This window comes from Leptothoe sp. EHU-05/26/07-4, assembly GCF_043421015.1.
GTDB classification, from domain to species: domain Bacteria; phylum Cyanobacteriota; class Cyanobacteriia; order Phormidesmidales; family Phormidesmidaceae; genus Leptothoe; species Leptothoe turfae.
The window spans coordinates 59,888-76,920 of the sequence record NZ_JAXSQV010000004.1; the positions used below are offsets into that span (position 1 = coordinate 59,888).

Here is a 17,033-nt window from a genome sequence, read left to right on the forward strand (position 1 = left end):
TGCCCATGTGGGGTTTTTAATCACTTACAATCAAATCTCATTGCGGACAGCTGATGAACTGATATAGTTTCTTACCGAATGGGCAAACTTTCCCGGAAAACTACATAGACACCTGTTAGACGCTAACCTTGTGTTTCCTGTAGCCGCACTTTTAGACACGCTATCTCCTACCCGCGACCCCTTAGGGATATGAAATCACTTCTTCGCCAACTCACCACACTGTCAGCTGTTGCTGCTACTGCTTGTAGTGCAGTGCTCACTTTGCCCTCTAACGCATTGGCAGCTCAATTTGGTCAGCAGCCTATTTCAGACGAGCGTGTCGTCGCTGTCGCCGAACCCATAAGCAATGGTCGGTTTTATAAATTGTTGATTATTGAGCAATTGAGCTCTGTCAGACGTTGTTGGCAAGAGGAAGGCAGCAATCCGACGACAATTAATCCCCTGTTGCTAAACTTTGATTTCTCAGGGATTTGTGGACGTAGTTCTGACAGCAATGGATATTCTGTACGTATTGGCGGAGAAGATTTAGGGTCTCGCTATCGTCTGCAAGTGGAGAAGCAAGGGGATAGTTTGGTGCTGGTCGCCTCCCCGAGTCCGTTACAACGAGGGTTGCCACGGCTAGAGTTGGGGCGCTCTAATGGGAGTGCGAATGATTTTGTCAAAATTGAGTTAGATCCAGGGTGGACGATGACCCGACGGGTCTATAACGGCCAGCTTCTCGGTCACACTTACATCACCAATAATCAATCCTTAGATGCTGTGATTGCAGCGGTAGGGGCTGAGCCCCCTGCTCCTCGGCCCTCCACGCCTGCGCCTAGACCGCTGCCGACGCCCCCCGTTAATCGACCATTACCCCGACCCGGTACGCCTGCCCCCGGCAATGGGTCTAATGTTGATTACCAGGTGATTGTGCCAGGCGGTTCTGCGATTTTGCGATCGCGTGTAAATTCCGTTGAGCCTGGTGCGTTTCGCACTACGGTGGATGGCCGAGCGGTGATTCAGGCTGGCCGTTTTCGTGAGCGGGCGCGGGCTAATGAGTTACGTCAACGGTTGGTGCAAGCCGGTCTGTCAGCACAAATTGTAGAAGCCGGTCGCTCAGATGGTCCCAGCACGCCTGCGCCCACCACCCCTGCTGGCAATGTGGTTTACCAGGTAATTGTGCCGGGGGGCTCTACAGTTTTGCGAACGCGCGTAAACTCCGTTGAGCCTGGTGCGTTTCGCACGACGGTAAATGGTCAGACGGTGATTCAGGCCGGTCGTTTTCGTGAACAACGCCGGGCGAATCAGCTACTGCAGCGTCTGCAAGATTCAGGGTTGGATGCTCGCATTGTGCAAACAACGGGAACTGTGGCAACTCCTCCTAGCCGACCCTCTCCAGGACCCGCCACGCCATCTGCAGGGCGCGGAGAAGTACTGATCATGATCGATCCAGGGCACGGTGGCCGTGATCCTGGTGCCGTCGGTCGAAATGGTCTATTAGAAAAAGAAATTAATACCTTTATTGCGCGTCGTCTTCAACGTACCTTAGAACAGCGAGGCTATCGTGCTGCGTTAACCCGTACCCAAGATGTAGAACTCGACCTGCAGCCACGGGTGGATATCGCTGAGCGGGCCAATGCAACGATATTTGTCAGCATTCACGCCAACGCCATTAGTCTCAGTCGTCCCGAGGTGAATGGTCTAGAGACTTACTATTATTCGTCAGGTCGTAACCTGGCGCGGGCAATCCACAGCAGTGTTCTACGCGGTACCGATCTTCGCGATCGCGGTGTCCGCCAGGCCCGCTTCTATGTGTTGCGCAATACCTCCATGCCTGCGGTACTGGTGGAAACTGGGTTTGTTACCGGCAGTGAGGATGCAGCTCGTTTTCAAAGTACTGCCGCCCGCGAACAGATTGCCGATGCGATCGCCCAGGGGATTATTGATTACTTACGCTGATATTGCCAGTGCCAGGGTAGTGAGGGCAGTTTAAAATGTGGGGTCATGGGTGTGATCTACACATTCTTCTCGGGTCCAGACTCCTCCATTTTTTTCGCAGGTATTTTGCCCTTTGCGGAAGGGTAAAACCGTTGGGTGAACTGACGCTTTCTCGATGGGCAGAGTGGCCTTGGTGTAGGCGGCAATTTGATAGTCATAGCGAAATTTCATTAAGCCGACCATACTACCCATACCGATCATGCTAGCCATCAGGCAGAGTGCCGGTGCCAGCAAGCTTTGATTGAGCCGTTTTTTACTCCGCTTGCGACCGGCTGTGAGCGATAGACAAAAAGGCCCCAATGCCGTTCTAAAAATCGTTTTTTGTTGCCGTTCTCGCAGTACGCTTTGGATCGCTACCATTTGTTGTGGCGTAATGCTGTGACGATGCTCTGCCGGAATTCGATGGAGAATCTTAAGGGCTAAATCACAGGGTACTTGTCCAGGCAGACTAGGGTTTTGCTGGGAGGTTGGCATGGGTGATATTACAAAAAGTATGCAGTACTTATGTGCTGTCTGTACATATTTATACATAAGTTTTCTCCGTGGTCTCCTCACTAAAACTACCGAAGTTTCCATGAGGTTTATGTGAACCCTGCATATGTTCTGCTAGTGGCCTGATATCTACATCTGAAACACCACAAAAGTCCAAGGTCACGGGGTTAGGTGTAACAAAATGCACGATGCACCGTCCTACTCCACTGTGTGAGCTTGATGCCCTATGAGCTGAACCGATTGAGAGCCATAGCGTAAGTCATGCTGGCGATTTAACCAGGTTTGTTGCACCCACGACAGCTTGCCAATGATAGGTAAAATCTGTTGAGCAATGGCTAACTTCCAAGGAGAAGATCGCACCACTTTGAGGCCATTGGCTTCGCGAAGCTGTAAGGTTTGCGATCGCACCACTTCTGGCAATCGTTCTTGCTGAATTGTTGCCAAGGCTTCATCTACTTTTTCATCACTTTTGTGGAGAGCTGGCACCAGATGGTTCGTCGCCACAATGGCATCCCGCAGCGCTAAATTAATCCCTTGAGCTCGCACTGGAGACATGGGATGGGCCGCATCTCCCAATAGCAAAGCCCCCGGCACCCACCACTGTGGACATTTGCCCACCACCACGTTCAGTCTTACCGGTTCGCTGACAGAATCGCGGTGGGCGAGTACATGCTCAGCCAACCAATCGGGAGCAGAGGCAGCGGCCAGACTGAGCCAATCTGCATCCCCTAATTGTTGCAATCCCCCCTTGGGCAAAATTAACCCGTACTGTAGTTGACCGTCCCAGGAGGTGTAACAACTGGCCGGATGCTGCTGAGATTTCGCCATCAAATAAAACTGGCAGGTGTGTTGCAATCGCTCCGGGGGCGGTAGCTTAAACCACAGGACGTCGTACTGATCAGGCTGTAGGTCAATGGTTAATCCAGCTTTACGGCGCACCAATGAACCGCGACCGTCACAGCCAATGACTAAATCAGCTCTAATGTCTGAGGACGTATTATTTGTTTTAATCCGCACCCCAACAACGCGATTCTCTTCCCACAGTAAATCCTGTACCTGGCAGCCCGCTTTAAACTCAAAGCCCTCATGCCCAGCAGCTTCATCCACAATGCCCTGTAATAAAGCAGGTTGAGAAACAATACTCAGGGACTGTTCTCCTAAGTCAGGCTCAGGAATCACAAAAACCTCGTTACCACCCAGATGAATATGCCAAGACTCAAGCCGACGATGGGGCACCTTAGTGAGCATTGTTGTGAGCCCCATCTGTTTCAGTGCGTCCATGCCTACAGGCATCAACCCTTCACCTCGAAAAACTCGTTCGAAGGTGGTATCTTTTTCCAACAATGTGACATGAATGCCATTGCGAACCAGCAACAGCGCTAAACTGGTACCCGCTGGCCCTGCACCAACAATAATGACGCGTTTAGTCATAACTTTGATATCAGTTTGGTTGTGGTACTGCGCTTATAAAATCGAACTTTATTCGGGTAACCAGTCGGAAGACACAAGTTGCTCAAGTAGATAGGGGCATTTTTCTGGAAATGAAGTTAATGCCTTGTTAGTTTCCTGGGCTGCATCTCGGCGTGCTCGTCGGTAATACTTCTGACGCCATTCAGCATTATTGACAAACTGCTGCAAACTCGGTGCGTCTTCTAGGCAATCTTGGATGCTATCCCGACAATTGGTGATTGTTATTTGCCAGCTGGCCGTGCGGCGTTCAGGTTGATACTGCCATTTCAGCAGATGCATCATGAGTACCCTAAGATAGCTACCCAGTTCCCGTTGTTCACTACGCCCCAAATCTTCCAGTTCCTCTATTAGATTTTCAATATCTAAGTCTGACCAACGACCATGACGCAAAGAGTCAATCTGTTCTTGGGTCCATTGCAGAAAATCTTGACTATGGAGTGTTGATTTGCCCATGGCGTTTTACCCAAAAACGTTCGAGTTCTGATCTCTTATTTTATGGGTAGTCATTAATGATTTGCAGTCAGTGTCTTGGGTTCTACATCTGTAGAAAATGCCTGTACCTCGGCTCTAACAGCCCGAAACATGCCAAAACGACACAGGCCCGCTCCAAAAGCCAAACGCATTAACAAGATAGTGGGCACCTCGCGTAGGGATTTAATCAGCCCTGAAAACCCAAAGCGGATAAGACCTTGGGGACGAACAATACCTTGCCAAACTGAAGCCAACCAGGAGGGCAAGGTTTCCTGGGTCCAATCTGCGGTTACAACAGTGTCTTGCACCATGCCGGTTGCTTCTAAGTTTTCGGCAAAGCCTTCAATGCTGGCAAAAGCAGGATGAGACCACTGGTCTAGTAACTGTCGCATCACTGGTTTTTCCCAGACATTTAACGGCACCTGACGATCGTCTCGCTGATTCCAGTCTGCCAAGACTAAAATACCACCGGGTTTTAGTACCCGCATCAATTCTCGGGCAAACATCGCTTTATCGGGCATATGGGGGCCTGCTTCCACTGACCACACCACATCAAAGCTGGCATCTGGAAACGATAGCGCCATGGCATCATCAATTTTGAACTGGGCAGTGACGCCTGCGGGTGTCAGCTGCTGAGCTCGCATCACCTGTTGAGGGCTAATCGTGACACCCGTAACATCAAACTGATATTCCTTGGCCAAAATCCGACTACTGCCACCGATACCGCAGCCCACATCCAACAATGTAGTCCCAGGGGCTAGTCGATCCAAACCTCCCCAGGCCACCATTTCATGCACAAAATCTGCCTTGGCCTTTAGAAAATCCTTAGATCGCGCTGGTGAACCGTAATGCCCCAGATGAATATGCTCACCCCAGTAAAACTCTAAGATGCCGTCTTCAGTCCACTGGTCATAGGAGTTTGCTACAGAATCTGAGGACTGATAACGCCGGGCAGTCAAAAGATAGGCAACCACACCAAGCACTGATAGGGCCAACAGCAGCTTGATTAAAAACAGTAGATTCATGGGTGAAAGCGGAGATGTAAATAGCTGTAGTTAGGTTTGATTTTGCGATTCCAGACAATCAATCAAACCTTAGAAACGATACATTCCTTTACATCTTACTCCGTAGAGTTCTCCTGTGCTGCGTTGGACCGTAGAATCACAATCGCCTACCACTGTTGATTTTCCCGAGTATCCTTAACGGCAGCCATAAAGAAAATAACGGTAATGGGGATGCTTAAGGCCAACACGATACTGGTTGGAACCACACCCAAGTCAGGTTCACCATAGGCAAGCTCAAATACAGACCCGACGCCGGCAATGGCAGTGATACATGTGCCGGCTAGAAACAAACCACTTTTAGGGGTCACAGTTTTCTCCTGATAATGAAAAATGAGGCTTTAAAGGATATTGCTCTTAGGGGCGTTGTATGAAACGCCTCTACATATTCCTAGGCAACCTTCCTAACATCATTAGCAGAAAATCCGCCCTTCTGAAGTTCCTGGGCTAAGGCAATGGCATTATCAACCCGGTCAACAAACATGACTCCGTTGAGGTGATCCATCTCGTGTTGAATCACACGAGCTAAGAGATCATCAGCTTTAATCTTTTGAGGACGACCGTTTTCGTCTTTGTAACTCACTTCAATGGCCGCTGGACGAATGACATCTAGAAAAACGCCGGGAATGCTGAGACAGCCTTCTTGACCACAGGCCATTTCCTTGCTGTTGCGAGTGATCTTAGGGTTGATCAATATTAGCGGTTTGTTAGCGGCCTCTTCAGGGTCCGTATCAACCACTAAAATCTGCTTATGAATGCCAACTTGAGGGGCGGCTAGACCAATGCCATCTTCGCTATACATGGTCTGTAGCATCTGGTGGGCTAAATCACGAATGCCGTCATCTACTTTAGCAACGCGTTTGGTTGCTTTTCTGAGCACCCGATCTCCCAAATAGTGCAGCTCAAGAGGCGGATTTTTTAACTTTTCTTTGCTGACTGAAATACCCACGATTAAATTGATTAGGCTGATGGATCTAACCCTATCCTAGCAAGTAGGACTTCACCTCGTGTATGTGTACGGGGCTATGAACGCAAAAGCCTTTGAGATAATGGTTTAATCAGGCTGTTTGTGTCTTTGCATTGTGTTCCCAAAATCGTTATTAACTGTGATTAACTGCGCTCTCAGCGTGTAAGCCAGCATGGGGAAGTTTTTTACTAAAGCAAGCTATTTGTTGCGGGAAACCTTTTTGGGCCTGCAGCGCGGTGGTTGGATGAACTGGGCCGCGGTGAGCACCATTATGGTGTTGTTATTCCTGTTTGGGATTAGTTTGCAGGCAACCTGGCAAGTGGAAAGCTTACTCAATCAATTTGGTAGCCAGCTAGAAATAGCAGTTTATTTGGAAAGCGGTGTTACTGCGGATAGTTTGAGCCCTCGCGTTAGCAGCTTAGCCGAGGTGGCTGAGGTCGTAACGGTTACTAAGGAAGAGGCCTGGACGCAGCTGAGTCAGGAACTCGGAATTACTGATATCTCCGGCGCAACTGAACAGCTGAAAGGTAATCCGCTGGTTGATGAAATCAAGGTGAAGGTACGGTCATCTGAGGCGGTACCTGCTGTGGCCGCTCAGTTAGAAAGTCTGGCTGGGGTGGATGAAGTGTTGTATATCACGGAAGCTGTGCAGCGGCTGACGGAACTGAACCAGGGATTGCAGTATGTCAGTCTCGGTGTGTTGGCAATTTTAAGCTTGACTGCGATCGCAGTTATCACCACCACAATTCGCTTAATTGTCATGGCCCGACGGCGAGAAATCGAAGTAATGCAGCTGGTGGGAGCCACGTCCGTATGGATCTATATGCCCTTCATTTTGCAGGGTATTACCTTTGGTCTGATGGGGGCGTTTATTGCCTGGGCACTCTTGGTCGGTACCCATCAGTCACTACAGCGACTGTCAGCCCAGCAACCTGAATTCCTACAATTTTTAGCTGTTGGACTACAGTTTACGCCGAAACAGTTGCTGCTATTGCCAGCATCCCTCTTTGCCCTAGGTAGCTTGGTGGGATTGCTGGGCAGTTTAGTGGCTGTGCGCAAGTTTGCTGTGCGCGCCTAGTCGGCGGTGCATATTTCCATAAAAAAACTCCTAGCCCATACAGACCAGGAGATGTAAACGTTTCGAGTGAAAGCTGTTATCGAATCTGAAGTCTAGTAAGCCAGACCCATACTCCGAGTAGTCTCAGCACCCAGGTATACACGAATGCTCAAGAAGTCAGTTGGGCAGGCAGTTTCACAGCGCTTGCAGCCAACACAATCTTCAGTGCGAGGGGAAGAGGCGATTTGACCAGCTTTGCAGCCATCCCAGGGCACCATTTCAAGTACATCTGTTGGGCAAGCCCGAACACACTGAGTGCAACCAATGCAGGTATCGTAAATCTTGACCGAATGAGACATCGAAGGAATGCTCCAAATATTATTAAATGGTTTCAGCTATATAGCAGTTTGGCTATGACCTTGAATGCAAACAATCGCCTAAAAAGCGTTCAAAAAGATAGATAAATCACAATTCAGCGACGTTTGTTTACATTAGTCCAAACTAGCCAGAAGAGTTCTCCAATCAAGTTTCAGTCTATCAGTGCCATTTTTAGCGAACGGGGCAACATGTCAAAAGTTTATGGATTGTAATATTGTTAGGCTTCTGTCTTTGCCAGCCATAGGTTACCTAAAATGCGACCACTGTATGCCCATGTAGGGCGCACGCTTTCCTATAAGATGAAAAAATGCCTAAATCTGGACGGACGGTTTGCCATTGTGGCAAGGTCCGGTCTGGGGCTAGGGTATGTTCTTTGCTGCCGCTGAAAAGGAAATTTGGAGATTATGGCTGACGACATTTTAGGAAAGGTTCAGAAGATTGTATCTGAGCAGCTAGGTGTAGATGTAGCTGAGGTCAAACCTGAGGCCAGTTTTGCCAACGATCTAGGTGCTGATTCCTTAGACACCGTAGAGCTTGTAATGGCTCTCGAAGAAGAGTTTGATATTGAGATCCCAGATGAGGCTGCTGAGGGCATTGGCACAGTTCAGGCCGCTGTCGACTTCATTCAAGAAAAGTCGCCTGCATGAGCGCCCCTGTCTGTTTGAAAATCTGTTTTTTAATGCCTTGGGACCGTCCCCCTTGTGTCGATGACCATGACAAGTACTGAAAAAAAACGCGTTGTGATTACAGGGATGGGGGCTATTACTCCCATCGGTAATACTCTAGAGGCCTATTGGCAAGGATTGCTGGCTGGCAAAAGCGGCATTGGGCCGATCACATTATTTGATGCATCGAAGCACAAATGCCGCATTGCAGGTGAGGTTAAAGGGTTTGATCCACTAGAGTATCTGGATGCTAAGGATGCTAAGCGGACTGATCGATTTGCCCAGTTTGCGATCTCAGCTAGCAAGCAGGCCTTAGCCAATGCCGATCTCACCATTACTGATCTCAACGCCGAGCAAGTGGGTGTCATGATTGGGACTGGGGTGGGCGGCCTCAAGGTTATGGAAGAACAACAGGCTGTTTACCTAAATAAAGGGCCCAATCGTTGCAGTCCGTTTATGGTGCCTATGATGATTGCCAACATGGCAGCAGGCTTAACAGCTATTCATACCGGTGCAAAAGGCCCCAATTCTTGTGCTGTGACTGCCTGTGCAGCTGGCTCTAATGCCATTGGCGATGCGTTTCGTATTGTCCAAAATGGCTATGCCCAAGCCATGATCTGCGGCGGTACTGAAGCTGCCATTACGCCCTTGTCGTTTGCTGGGTTTGCCTCAGCTCGGGCGTTATCTACACGCAACGACGATCCGGATCATGCTAGTCGCCCGTTTGACAAAGGTCGTGATGGTTTTGTGATGGGTGAGGGGGCTGGCATTTTAATTTTAGAGGAGCTAGACCATGCCCTCAGTCGAGGTGCTCGCATTTATGCTGAAATGGTGGGCTACGGCATGACCTGTGATGCCTACCACATGACTGCGCCAGTCCCCGGTGGTGCTGGTGCTGCCCGTTCTATGGAACTAGCCCTGAAGGATGCAGAAATTTCTCCTTCAGACGTAAGCTACGTTAACGCCCACGGGACAAGTACTCCTGCTAACGATCCCACTGAAACGGCAGCTATTAAGACTGCGTTGGGCGATCATGCAAAACAAATACTGGTGAGTTCTACGAAATCAATGACCGGGCATTTGTTAGGGGGGTCTGGCGGTATTGAGGGTGTGGCAGCTTGTATGGCTGTGGCCAACGACCACGTTCCTCCCACCATTAATCTGCAAGATCCAGATGATGAGTGTGATTTAGACTACGTGCCCAATCAGAGCCGTGCCCATACGGTAGATGTGGCGATGTCTAATTCATTTGGCTTTGGCGGTCACAACGTTACTCTGGTTTTTCGCAAGTATCGTAGCTAGTGCTACAGCTTGGTAGGTATAATGACCTAACAGGAAACATTAATTAAAACGAAAGGTTTGCTTATTTCATATAAGCTGCCACTCGTATCTGAGCATATTTAACTTAACCAATGGATATGCTCAATATTACGGTATAGGCTTAGGCCAGTGGCTCTCCTTGGACCAGGTTGAGGTAGTTAGCTCGTATGCTTAGTCAGCTGCAGCGAGCTTCTGTCACAATCAGCGTTTCAGGTGAGCGGCTAAGTGTCTGCTCCAGCCTGTTGTCTGTGAAAATGTTTTTGCCCCGTGGTTATGTGCTCAGGGGTGAAGGCTTGAGCTATTGCGTTCAGCTTTCTTCCGCTGTGGTGCACAGCTGCGTAGATTACGTACCTATCCGTTTTTAGCACATGCTTTGGCGTGTTGGGGTTACCCATCTGAGAGCTCCGAATCTCTATCACCATCAGCAAAGGTGCGTTCGTCTGCTTTGTTCACACCTGGACTGTACCGTCGTTAACTACTTGGAAGACTATGGCTGTCGCAACCCAATCTCTTGAAACGCAGTGTATAAATGCCATTCGGTTCTTGGCCATTGATGCCGTTGAAAAGGCAAAATCTGGTCATCCTGGTTTGCCCATGGGAGCTGCGCCAATGGCGTTTGTTCTTTGGGATCAGTTTATGCGCTTTAATCCCAAAAACCCCCAGTGGTTCAACCGCGATCGCTTCGTGCTGTCTGCAGGACATGGTTGCATGCTGCAGTATGCTCTGTTGCATCTCACAGGTTACGACAGTGTCAAGATTGAGGACATTAAGAATTTCCGGCAGTGGGGCGCAACCACTCCTGGGCACCCTGAGAATTTTGAGACCCCCGGTGTTGAAGTTACCACGGGGCCTCTAGGACAAGGTATTTGTAATGGCGTGGGTCTGGCCATGGCGGAGGCTCACCTGGCAGCTCGCTTTAACAAGCCTGACTCCACATTGGTTGACCATTATACCTATGTAATTTTGGGTGATGGCTGCAACATGGAGGGTGTCTCCGGTGAAGCCTGCTCTTTAGCCGGTCACCTAGGTTTGGGTAAACTCATCGCTTTTTATGACGACAATCATATTTCCATTGATGGTTCTACCGATATCGCTTTCACTGAAGATGTGAGCAAGCGTTTCGAGGCCTACGGCTGGCACGTATTACATGTGGAAGATGGCAATACTGATTTAGAAGCCATTGCCAAAGCGATTGAAGAAGCCAAGAAGGTAACTGACAAGCCCACCATGATCAAGGTGACTACCACCATTGGTTATGGTTCTCCTAACAAGGCTGATACATCTGGAGTCCATGGTGCTGCTTTGGGTGGTGACGAGATTGCGCTAACTCGTGAAAACTTGGGTTGGGACCACGCTCCTTTTGAGATTCCTGAGGATGTGTTAGGCCGTTTTCGTCAGGCAGTTGAGAAAGGCGCTAGTGCAGAAGCTGAGTGGAACCAGACATTGGCAACTTACCGTACTAAGTACGCTACAGAAGCTGCTGAGTTTGAGCGCATGCTCAAGGGTGAACTACCTGCAAACTGGGCTGATGCACTGCCTACTTACGCCCCCGGTGATAAGGCTATTGCCACCCGTAAGACCTCTGAAGCGACATTGAATGCGTTAGCACCTGCTGTGCCTGAGCTAGTGGGGGGGTCTGCTGACCTGGCTAAGTCCAACAATACCCTGATGAAGATCTCCGGTGATTTTCAGAAGGGAGCCTATGAAAACCGCAACCTACGTTTCGGTGTACGTGAGCATGGTATGGGCGCTATCTGTAATGGTATTGCGCTGCACAACTCGGGTCTGATTCCCTACTGTGCAACATTCCTGGTATTTGCTGATTACATGCGCGCGGCTATCCGTTTATCGGCTTTAGCTGAAGCGGGTGTTCTGTATGTGATGACCCACGATTCCATCGCATTGGGTGAAGATGGTCCCACCCACCAGCCAGTGGAAACGGTTGCTTCCCTGCGGGCAATTCCTAACCTTTATGTGATTCGTCCTGCGGATGGTAATGAGACATCCGGTGCTTACAAGGTTGCGATCGCTAGTCGTAAGACTCCCACACTGATGGCCTTCTCTCGTCAGAATCTACCTCAGCTAGAAGGTAGTTCCATCGATGGTGTAGCCAAGGGTGCCTATGTTCTTTCCGATGACGAGGGTGCTGACCTACTGCTAATCGGAACCGGTAGTGAAGTTTCCCTCTGTTTAGAAGCCGCTAAGCAACTACGTTCCGAAGGCAAGAAAGTCCGCGTTGTTTCCATGCCCTGCTGGGAACTTTTTGAAGCTCAAGATGCAGCCTATAAGGAGTCCGTTCTACCCAAGGCAATCACCAAGCGCCTGGTTGTAGAAGCTGGTATCGAAATGGGTTGGGGTAAGTACTACGGTGCTGAAGGTGACATGATCAGTGTTGATCGCTTTGGTGCATCTGCTCCCGGTGGACGCATTATGCAAGAGTTCGGCTACACGGTTGAGAATGTCATTGCTCGTACCAAGGCTCTTTAATCTGTAGAAGATTTCCTGGGGGCATCCTGTCCTGGGTGCTGCATCCTGGACAGACTGACTCACCCAGGAACCTCAAAGGGCGCTTAACTGACTCCTTTAAACAAGAAATGCCTTAGAAACCTTGGTTTCTAAGGCATTTCTTGTTTAGTCTAAGAAATATAGCTTGGCGCACATAGTTCACAACTATGAGTGTAAGTGAGCGCTGACAGCTATAAAAAATAGCCCCTATTCTGTAGCTGCATCGGCAGGGGCTTCAGGAGAACCTAGTTCAGATGGAATGGTATCAGCTGCGGGAGCTGGGGCTGTTTCTTCAATGGGAAGACTGTCTACGGAGGGAGATAGTTCAGATACCGTACTACCTAGCCAGCCAGCACTCAAAATCACCGTAATTCCCATAAACAAGATTGTCAGGAGCCAGGTAGCACGATTTAGAGCCGTTTCAGCACTCTTAGTACTCGTAAACATCTGAGCTTGTCCCCCTAAAGCTCCAAGGCCATCACCTTTTGGGCTGTGAAACAGCACCAAAATGATCAATCCAATGGCAGACACTAGCCATACCACCTGTAAAACCGATAATACCATTTCAATTTTCTAGCCTGACTGTTCCGTAAATTCATATTTGTTGAGTTTAAGAATACACTCTTAAACCCCAGCATCAAACCATGGTACCGCAGGTAATGGCACCATGACGAACCATCTAATCCACCCCAAAAGTTCAGGTTGATGATAGATTGTATCTGGAAATGCAGTTAACGAGATACTTTGACCGGTGTGCGGTTACGCTTCACATCCACACGAGCCGGTTCAAGCATAGACTTACCTGTCATTTCCTCAGGTTGGGTTAGTTGCAGAATTTCCAAGATAGTTGGTGCAACATCCGCCAGGCAACCATTTTCTCGCAACTCTACTTCGCAACCGCGACCTGGAATCTTCAAACGCTCACCTTCGACCAAAATAAACGGAACTGGGTTAGTTGTGTGGGCTGTCCAAGGTCTGCCCTCGTCATCCCACATATATTCAGCATTACCATGGTCGGCAATGATAATAGTTGTTCCTCCAGCTTGACCTACGGCATCGAGCAATCGACCTAGCTGTACATCAACTGACTCAAGGGCCTGAATAGTGGCTTCCATATTGCCAGTATGGCCAACCATATCTGGGTTAGCGTAGTTGATCACAACCAGACCATACTTATTTTTGTTGATCGCTGTGATTGCTGTATCAGTAACGGCCTTCGCTGACATGGCTGGAGCCTTGTCATAGGTTGCGACCTGGGGACTGGCGACTAGCTCACGGTCTTCTCCCTCAAAGGGATCTTCACGACCCCCATTAAAGAAGTAAGTGACATGGGCATATTTCTCAGTTTCAGCGGTGCGGAACTGCTTGATCCCATGGTTAGCAACCACTTCCCCCAGAATATTGCTCAGGTTTTGAGGCTCAAAAGCAATCTGCACAGGTAATGACCCATCATACTGAGTCATGGTGACAAAGTGGAGCGGGGCAATTAGCTGTCTTTCAAACCCTTCAAACTTAGGAGCGACAAACGCTTGAGTTAGCTGACGTGCCCGATCTGGACGGAAGTTAAAGAACACAACACCATCATTGGCTGCCAAAGTTCCAGATGATAAACGGACTGGTTCGATAAACTCATCAGTGATGCCTTCAGTGTAAGAAGCCTGGATTGCTTCTAGGGCTGTAAGTCCATTGCCAGCGCCTGAACTTGTCATCACTCTGTATACCTTTTCCACACGATCCCACCGATGGTCGCGATCCATCGCGTAATACCGTCCGCTTAAGGTAACAATCCGACCGATCCCGCTCTGTTCCAGATGGTCTTGCAATTTGCCAATAGCGTATTGCCCTGCAGTAGGCTGGGTATCACGACCATCGGTAATTGCATGAATGCAGATCTCTTGGATATCTTGTGCCTTTGCCATATCCACTAGGCCTAGCAAGTGGTCCAGGTGTGAATGTACACCTCCCTCCGAACAAAGACCGATTAAATGAAGCTTGCCGCCGTTATAACGGACTTTTTGGCATACATCCAGAAGAGCCTGATTTTCTTGAATTGAGCCATCGTCGACGGCATCAGAAATGCGCACAAGCTCCTGAGGCACAATGCGACCTGCACCGATGTTTAAATGCCCCACTTCAGAGTTGCCCATTTGGCCATCAGGTAACCCCACCTGTTTACCTGATGTTTGAATTAAGGTATGTGGATAGGCGGTCCAAAGACTATCGATAACAGGGGTCCTTGCATTGCGAATTGCATTGCCATTGTCCTCATCGCGATGTCCCCATCCATCCAGGATGACGAGAACCATTGGAGAAACAGACTCCTGCGCCATACTTACAATTCCTTCTTCTGACTGTGAACGACTGTGCCTTTTGCCTAGCGAGATCATATCACTCGCCCTTTCTCAAATATTAAGGTTTTCTTAACATTTCTTTCTCGTACAAAAGTATAGCTTGTTAGGCGGCTAGCAAAAACCTACTGTCAGTGCAAGACCTAACTGCTCTGGCGTATATTCTGAGACTGCTTAACTACATTTTGGTATCAACAGCTTCCTAATATTTTAGCTATTGATCAGAGTATTATCGCTTGCTAAAAATTATCCAGAATATAGAGCATCTAGCTATATTTTTTTCTCTGTTTACCCCCAGTTTGTCAATGAGTTGAATTACTCATTGGAACAACCACGTTGTCAATAGATTTTTCTATTTGAACAGCTTTACTCTGTGTTTTCTTAGCACCCCAAAATTAATGCTATTGAAAATAACTGTGGGCAAGGATGCCTATATACTTCCAAGTCTATGGTGTGCTCTTGAGTAACTGTCAGAACTATATAAAAGTTTTGGGAGCATGACAGAAGTACATCTGAAACCTTATATTAATGTCCGTAAGGAAGGATGCAGTGTCAATGGTTATCCCTTTTTCTTGGCAGCGGCCTTGGCCTTTTGCTTATCCTTTTGTTTCTGCCGTTTAGCGGCTGCTTTAGCTGCTCTTTCGGCTTCTATTTTTTCTAATCTAGCCCGTTCCTTCTCCTGGGCTATTTTCTCAAGATAGTAGCTATAGTCACCGCGATACAGCCGTAATTCACCTTCTCGGATTTCTACAATCTTATTGGCTACCTGGGAAATGAAAAAGCGGTCGTGGGAAACGATGAGAACAGTTCCCTCATATTCTTTTAACGCCGACTCTAGCATTTCTTTAGCTGGGATATCCAGGTGGTTCGTGGGCTCATCCAAAACTAAAAGGTTAGCTGGGGCAAGTAGCATTTTGGCCAAGGCTAAACGAGCTTTCTCACCACCACTGAGAGCGGTTACAGGTTTGTTTACCATGTCGCCGCTAAATAGAAAGCGACCTAGGAGGGTGCGTACTTCTTCATTTTTCCAGGTGGGCACCTCATCATGAATAGTGGCCATGACCGTTTTATTAAGGTCCAAGGCCTCTGCCTGATTTTGCTCAAAGTAACTAGGAATGACATTGTGCTCCCCTAGGGTGGCATCGCCTTCTACAGGCTCTTCTAGACCCATGATTAGGCGCAGAAGCGTCGATTTGCCAGCGCCATTGGGACCCACAAAAGCGATGCGATCGCCCCGCTCAATCAGCAATTCTGCCCCTAAAAATAAAATGTTATCACCGTAAGTATGGGTGAGGTCGCTGATTTGAACGACTTCACGACCGCTACGAGGGGCGGGGGGAAACTTAAATTGCAAAGTTCTAACGTCGGAAATGGGAGCTTCGATCAGCTCTATTTTTTCCAACTGTTTCTCACGACTCTTGGCCTGGGTGCTGCGAGTCGCACTGGCACGGAAGCGATCGACAAAGGTTTGCTGTTTAGCAATTTCTTTTTGCTGACGATCATAGGTGGCCTGTTGAGCAAGCTTACTTTCCGCTTTTTGAGCCAGATAAGCGCTGTAATTACCCAAATAGGTAGTGGAGACGCCTCGCTCAGTTTCTACAATCTGAGTACAGAGGCGGTCGAGGAATTCACGATCATGGGAAATGATCACCATCGGTGTCGTTAAGCCTTTGAGATAGCCCTCAAGCCATTCGATGGTTTCTAGATCCAGATGGTTAGTAGGTTCGTCCAGCAGTAATAAATCTGGAGCTTTGAGCATCACCTTGCCCAGACCCATGCGCATTTGCCAACCGCCACTGAAGGAGCTAACTAGTCGCTCTCCATCATCATTTTGAAATCCCATTTCGGGCAGAATCTTCTCAATTTTGGATTCCAAACCGTAGCCGTCAAGAGCTTCAAACTTCCGTTGTTCGCGGTCTAGGGCCTTAATCAACTTTTCTAGTGCATCTGGGTCGGCACTTTCCATGTGTATAGGAATTTCTGCCAGCTTTTGTTGAACTGTGTTGGCTTCTTCAAAGACTGTCCAAAATTCTTCACGTACGGTGCGGCGGGGATCAACTTCAAATTCTTGATTGAGATAGCCGATGTGTAGTTCATTGGGGCGAATGACATTGCCGCTGGTGGGTTCAACTTCCCCCATGATGATTTTAAGCTGAGTGGATTTGCCAGCCCCGTTAACCCCCACTAGACCAATGCGATTACCTGGTTTGACCTCCCAGGTAACGTCTCGCAATACTTCTCCGGTAGGATAAACCTTTGTAATGTTTTCGAGACGCAGCATAGGTTAATGAGTGAGATTACCAACGTTGAACGCGTTTATAA

Annotated in this window: 14 protein-coding genes and 1 pseudogene; 5 read left to right on the top strand and 10 right to left on the bottom strand. The window is 48.6% G+C overall.

Features of this window, described 5'->3' with window-relative positions:
• Positions 1 to 189 precede the first annotated feature (189 nt).
• Positions 190 to 1,938 (top strand): DUF3747 domain-containing protein, encoded by a 1,749-nt coding sequence (locus tag U2F10_RS13270; RefSeq protein ID WP_163662024.1) that lies wholly within the window; start codon positions 190 to 192, stop codon positions 1,936 to 1,938.
• A 30-nt stretch (positions 1,939 to 1,968) separates the two neighbouring features.
• Here the strand turns inward: U2F10_RS13270 and U2F10_RS13275 are convergent, their stop codons facing one another.
• The 6 genes from U2F10_RS13275 to def all read right to left on the bottom strand — a co-directional run bounded on the left by U2F10_RS13275 (position 1,969) and on the right by def (position 6,420).
• Positions 1,969 to 2,451 (bottom strand): hypothetical protein, encoded by a 483-nt coding sequence (locus U2F10_RS13275; protein WP_163662022.1) that lies wholly within the window; start codon positions 2,449 to 2,451, stop codon positions 1,969 to 1,971.
• Positions 2,452 to 2,667: 216 nt separating this feature from the next.
• Positions 2,668 to 3,900 (bottom strand): FAD-dependent monooxygenase, encoded by a 1,233-nt coding sequence (locus U2F10_RS13280; RefSeq protein WP_163703015.1) that lies wholly within the window; start codon positions 3,898 to 3,900, stop codon positions 2,668 to 2,670.
• Positions 3,901 to 3,948: 48 nt separating this feature from the next.
• The gene (locus tag U2F10_RS13285; RefSeq protein WP_163662018.1) at positions 3,949 to 4,392 is read right to left on the bottom strand and encodes a DUF29 domain-containing protein; all 444 of its coding nucleotides are present in this window, start codon (positions 4,390 to 4,392) and stop codon (positions 3,949 to 3,951) included.
• Between the two features lie 53 nt (positions 4,393 to 4,445).
• Positions 4,446 to 5,435, bottom strand: coding sequence for a methyltransferase domain-containing protein (locus U2F10_RS13290; protein WP_163662017.1), 990 nt, complete (start codon positions 5,433 to 5,435; stop codon positions 4,446 to 4,448).
• Between the two features lie 146 nt (positions 5,436 to 5,581).
• Positions 5,582 to 5,782, bottom strand: coding sequence for a hypothetical protein (locus U2F10_RS13295; RefSeq protein ID WP_006515953.1), 201 nt, complete (start codon positions 5,780 to 5,782; stop codon positions 5,582 to 5,584).
• Between the two features lie 80 nt (positions 5,783 to 5,862).
• On the bottom strand, positions 5,863 to 6,420 hold the full coding sequence (gene def, locus U2F10_RS13300; protein ID WP_348917902.1) for a peptide deformylase: 558 nt from the start codon (positions 6,418 to 6,420) through the stop codon (positions 5,863 to 5,865).
• Between the two features lie 190 nt (positions 6,421 to 6,610).
• Here def and U2F10_RS13305 point away from each other — a divergent pair, with 190 nt between their 5' ends.
• The gene (locus tag U2F10_RS13305; protein WP_163662015.1) at positions 6,611 to 7,516 is read left to right on the top strand and encodes a cell division protein FtsX; all 906 of its coding nucleotides are present in this window, start codon (positions 6,611 to 6,613) and stop codon (positions 7,514 to 7,516) included.
• Positions 7,517 to 7,608: 92 nt separating this feature from the next.
• On the opposite strand, the gene psaC is transcribed toward U2F10_RS13305, so the two are convergent.
• Complete coding sequence (gene psaC, locus U2F10_RS13310) at positions 7,609 to 7,854, bottom strand: photosystem I iron-sulfur center protein PsaC (protein ID WP_006515950.1); 246 nt, start codon at positions 7,852 to 7,854, stop codon at positions 7,609 to 7,611.
• Positions 7,855 to 8,277: 423 nt separating this feature from the next.
• On the opposite strand from psaC, the gene acpP reads away from it, so the two are divergent.
• The 3 genes from acpP (at position 8,278) to tkt (ending at position 12,345) form a co-directional block, all read left to right on the top strand.
• Positions 8,278 to 8,520: an acyl carrier protein gene (acpP, locus tag U2F10_RS13315; protein ID WP_006515949.1), complete on the top strand. Its 243-nt coding sequence runs from the start codon at positions 8,278 to 8,280 to the stop codon at positions 8,518 to 8,520.
• 66 nt (positions 8,521 to 8,586) lie between these two features.
• Entirely contained in the window at positions 8,587 to 9,840 is a 1,254-nt protein-coding gene (fabF, locus tag U2F10_RS13320) for a beta-ketoacyl-ACP synthase II (protein WP_163662013.1), read from the top strand.
• Between the two features lie 507 nt (positions 9,841 to 10,347).
• Positions 10,348 to 12,345 carry a transketolase gene (tkt, locus tag U2F10_RS13325; protein WP_499872408.1) on the top strand — a complete coding sequence of 666 codons (1,998 nt, stop codon included), beginning with the start codon at positions 10,348 to 10,350 and terminating at the stop codon, positions 12,343 to 12,345.
• 360 nt (positions 12,346 to 12,705) lie between these two features.
• On the opposite strand, the pseudogene secG reads toward tkt, so the two are convergent.
• The 3 genes and pseudogenes from secG to U2F10_RS13340 all read right to left on the bottom strand — a co-directional run.
• Positions 12,706 to 12,927, bottom strand: a pseudogene (gene secG, locus U2F10_RS13330) (preprotein translocase subunit SecG); the annotation flags it as partial.
• Positions 12,928 to 13,094: 167 nt separating this feature from the next.
• Positions 13,095 to 14,693 carry a 2,3-bisphosphoglycerate-independent phosphoglycerate mutase gene (gene gpmI / locus U2F10_RS13335; RefSeq protein WP_163662007.1) on the bottom strand — a complete coding sequence of 533 codons (1,599 nt, stop codon included), beginning with the start codon at positions 14,691 to 14,693 and terminating at the stop codon, positions 13,095 to 13,097.
• A gap of 577 nt (positions 14,694 to 15,270) precedes the next feature.
• Positions 15,271 to 16,992, bottom strand: coding sequence for an ABC-F family ATP-binding cassette domain-containing protein (locus U2F10_RS13340; protein ID WP_499872410.1), 1,722 nt, complete (start codon positions 16,990 to 16,992; stop codon positions 15,271 to 15,273).
• Between the last annotated feature and the right edge of the window lie 41 nt (positions 16,993 to 17,033).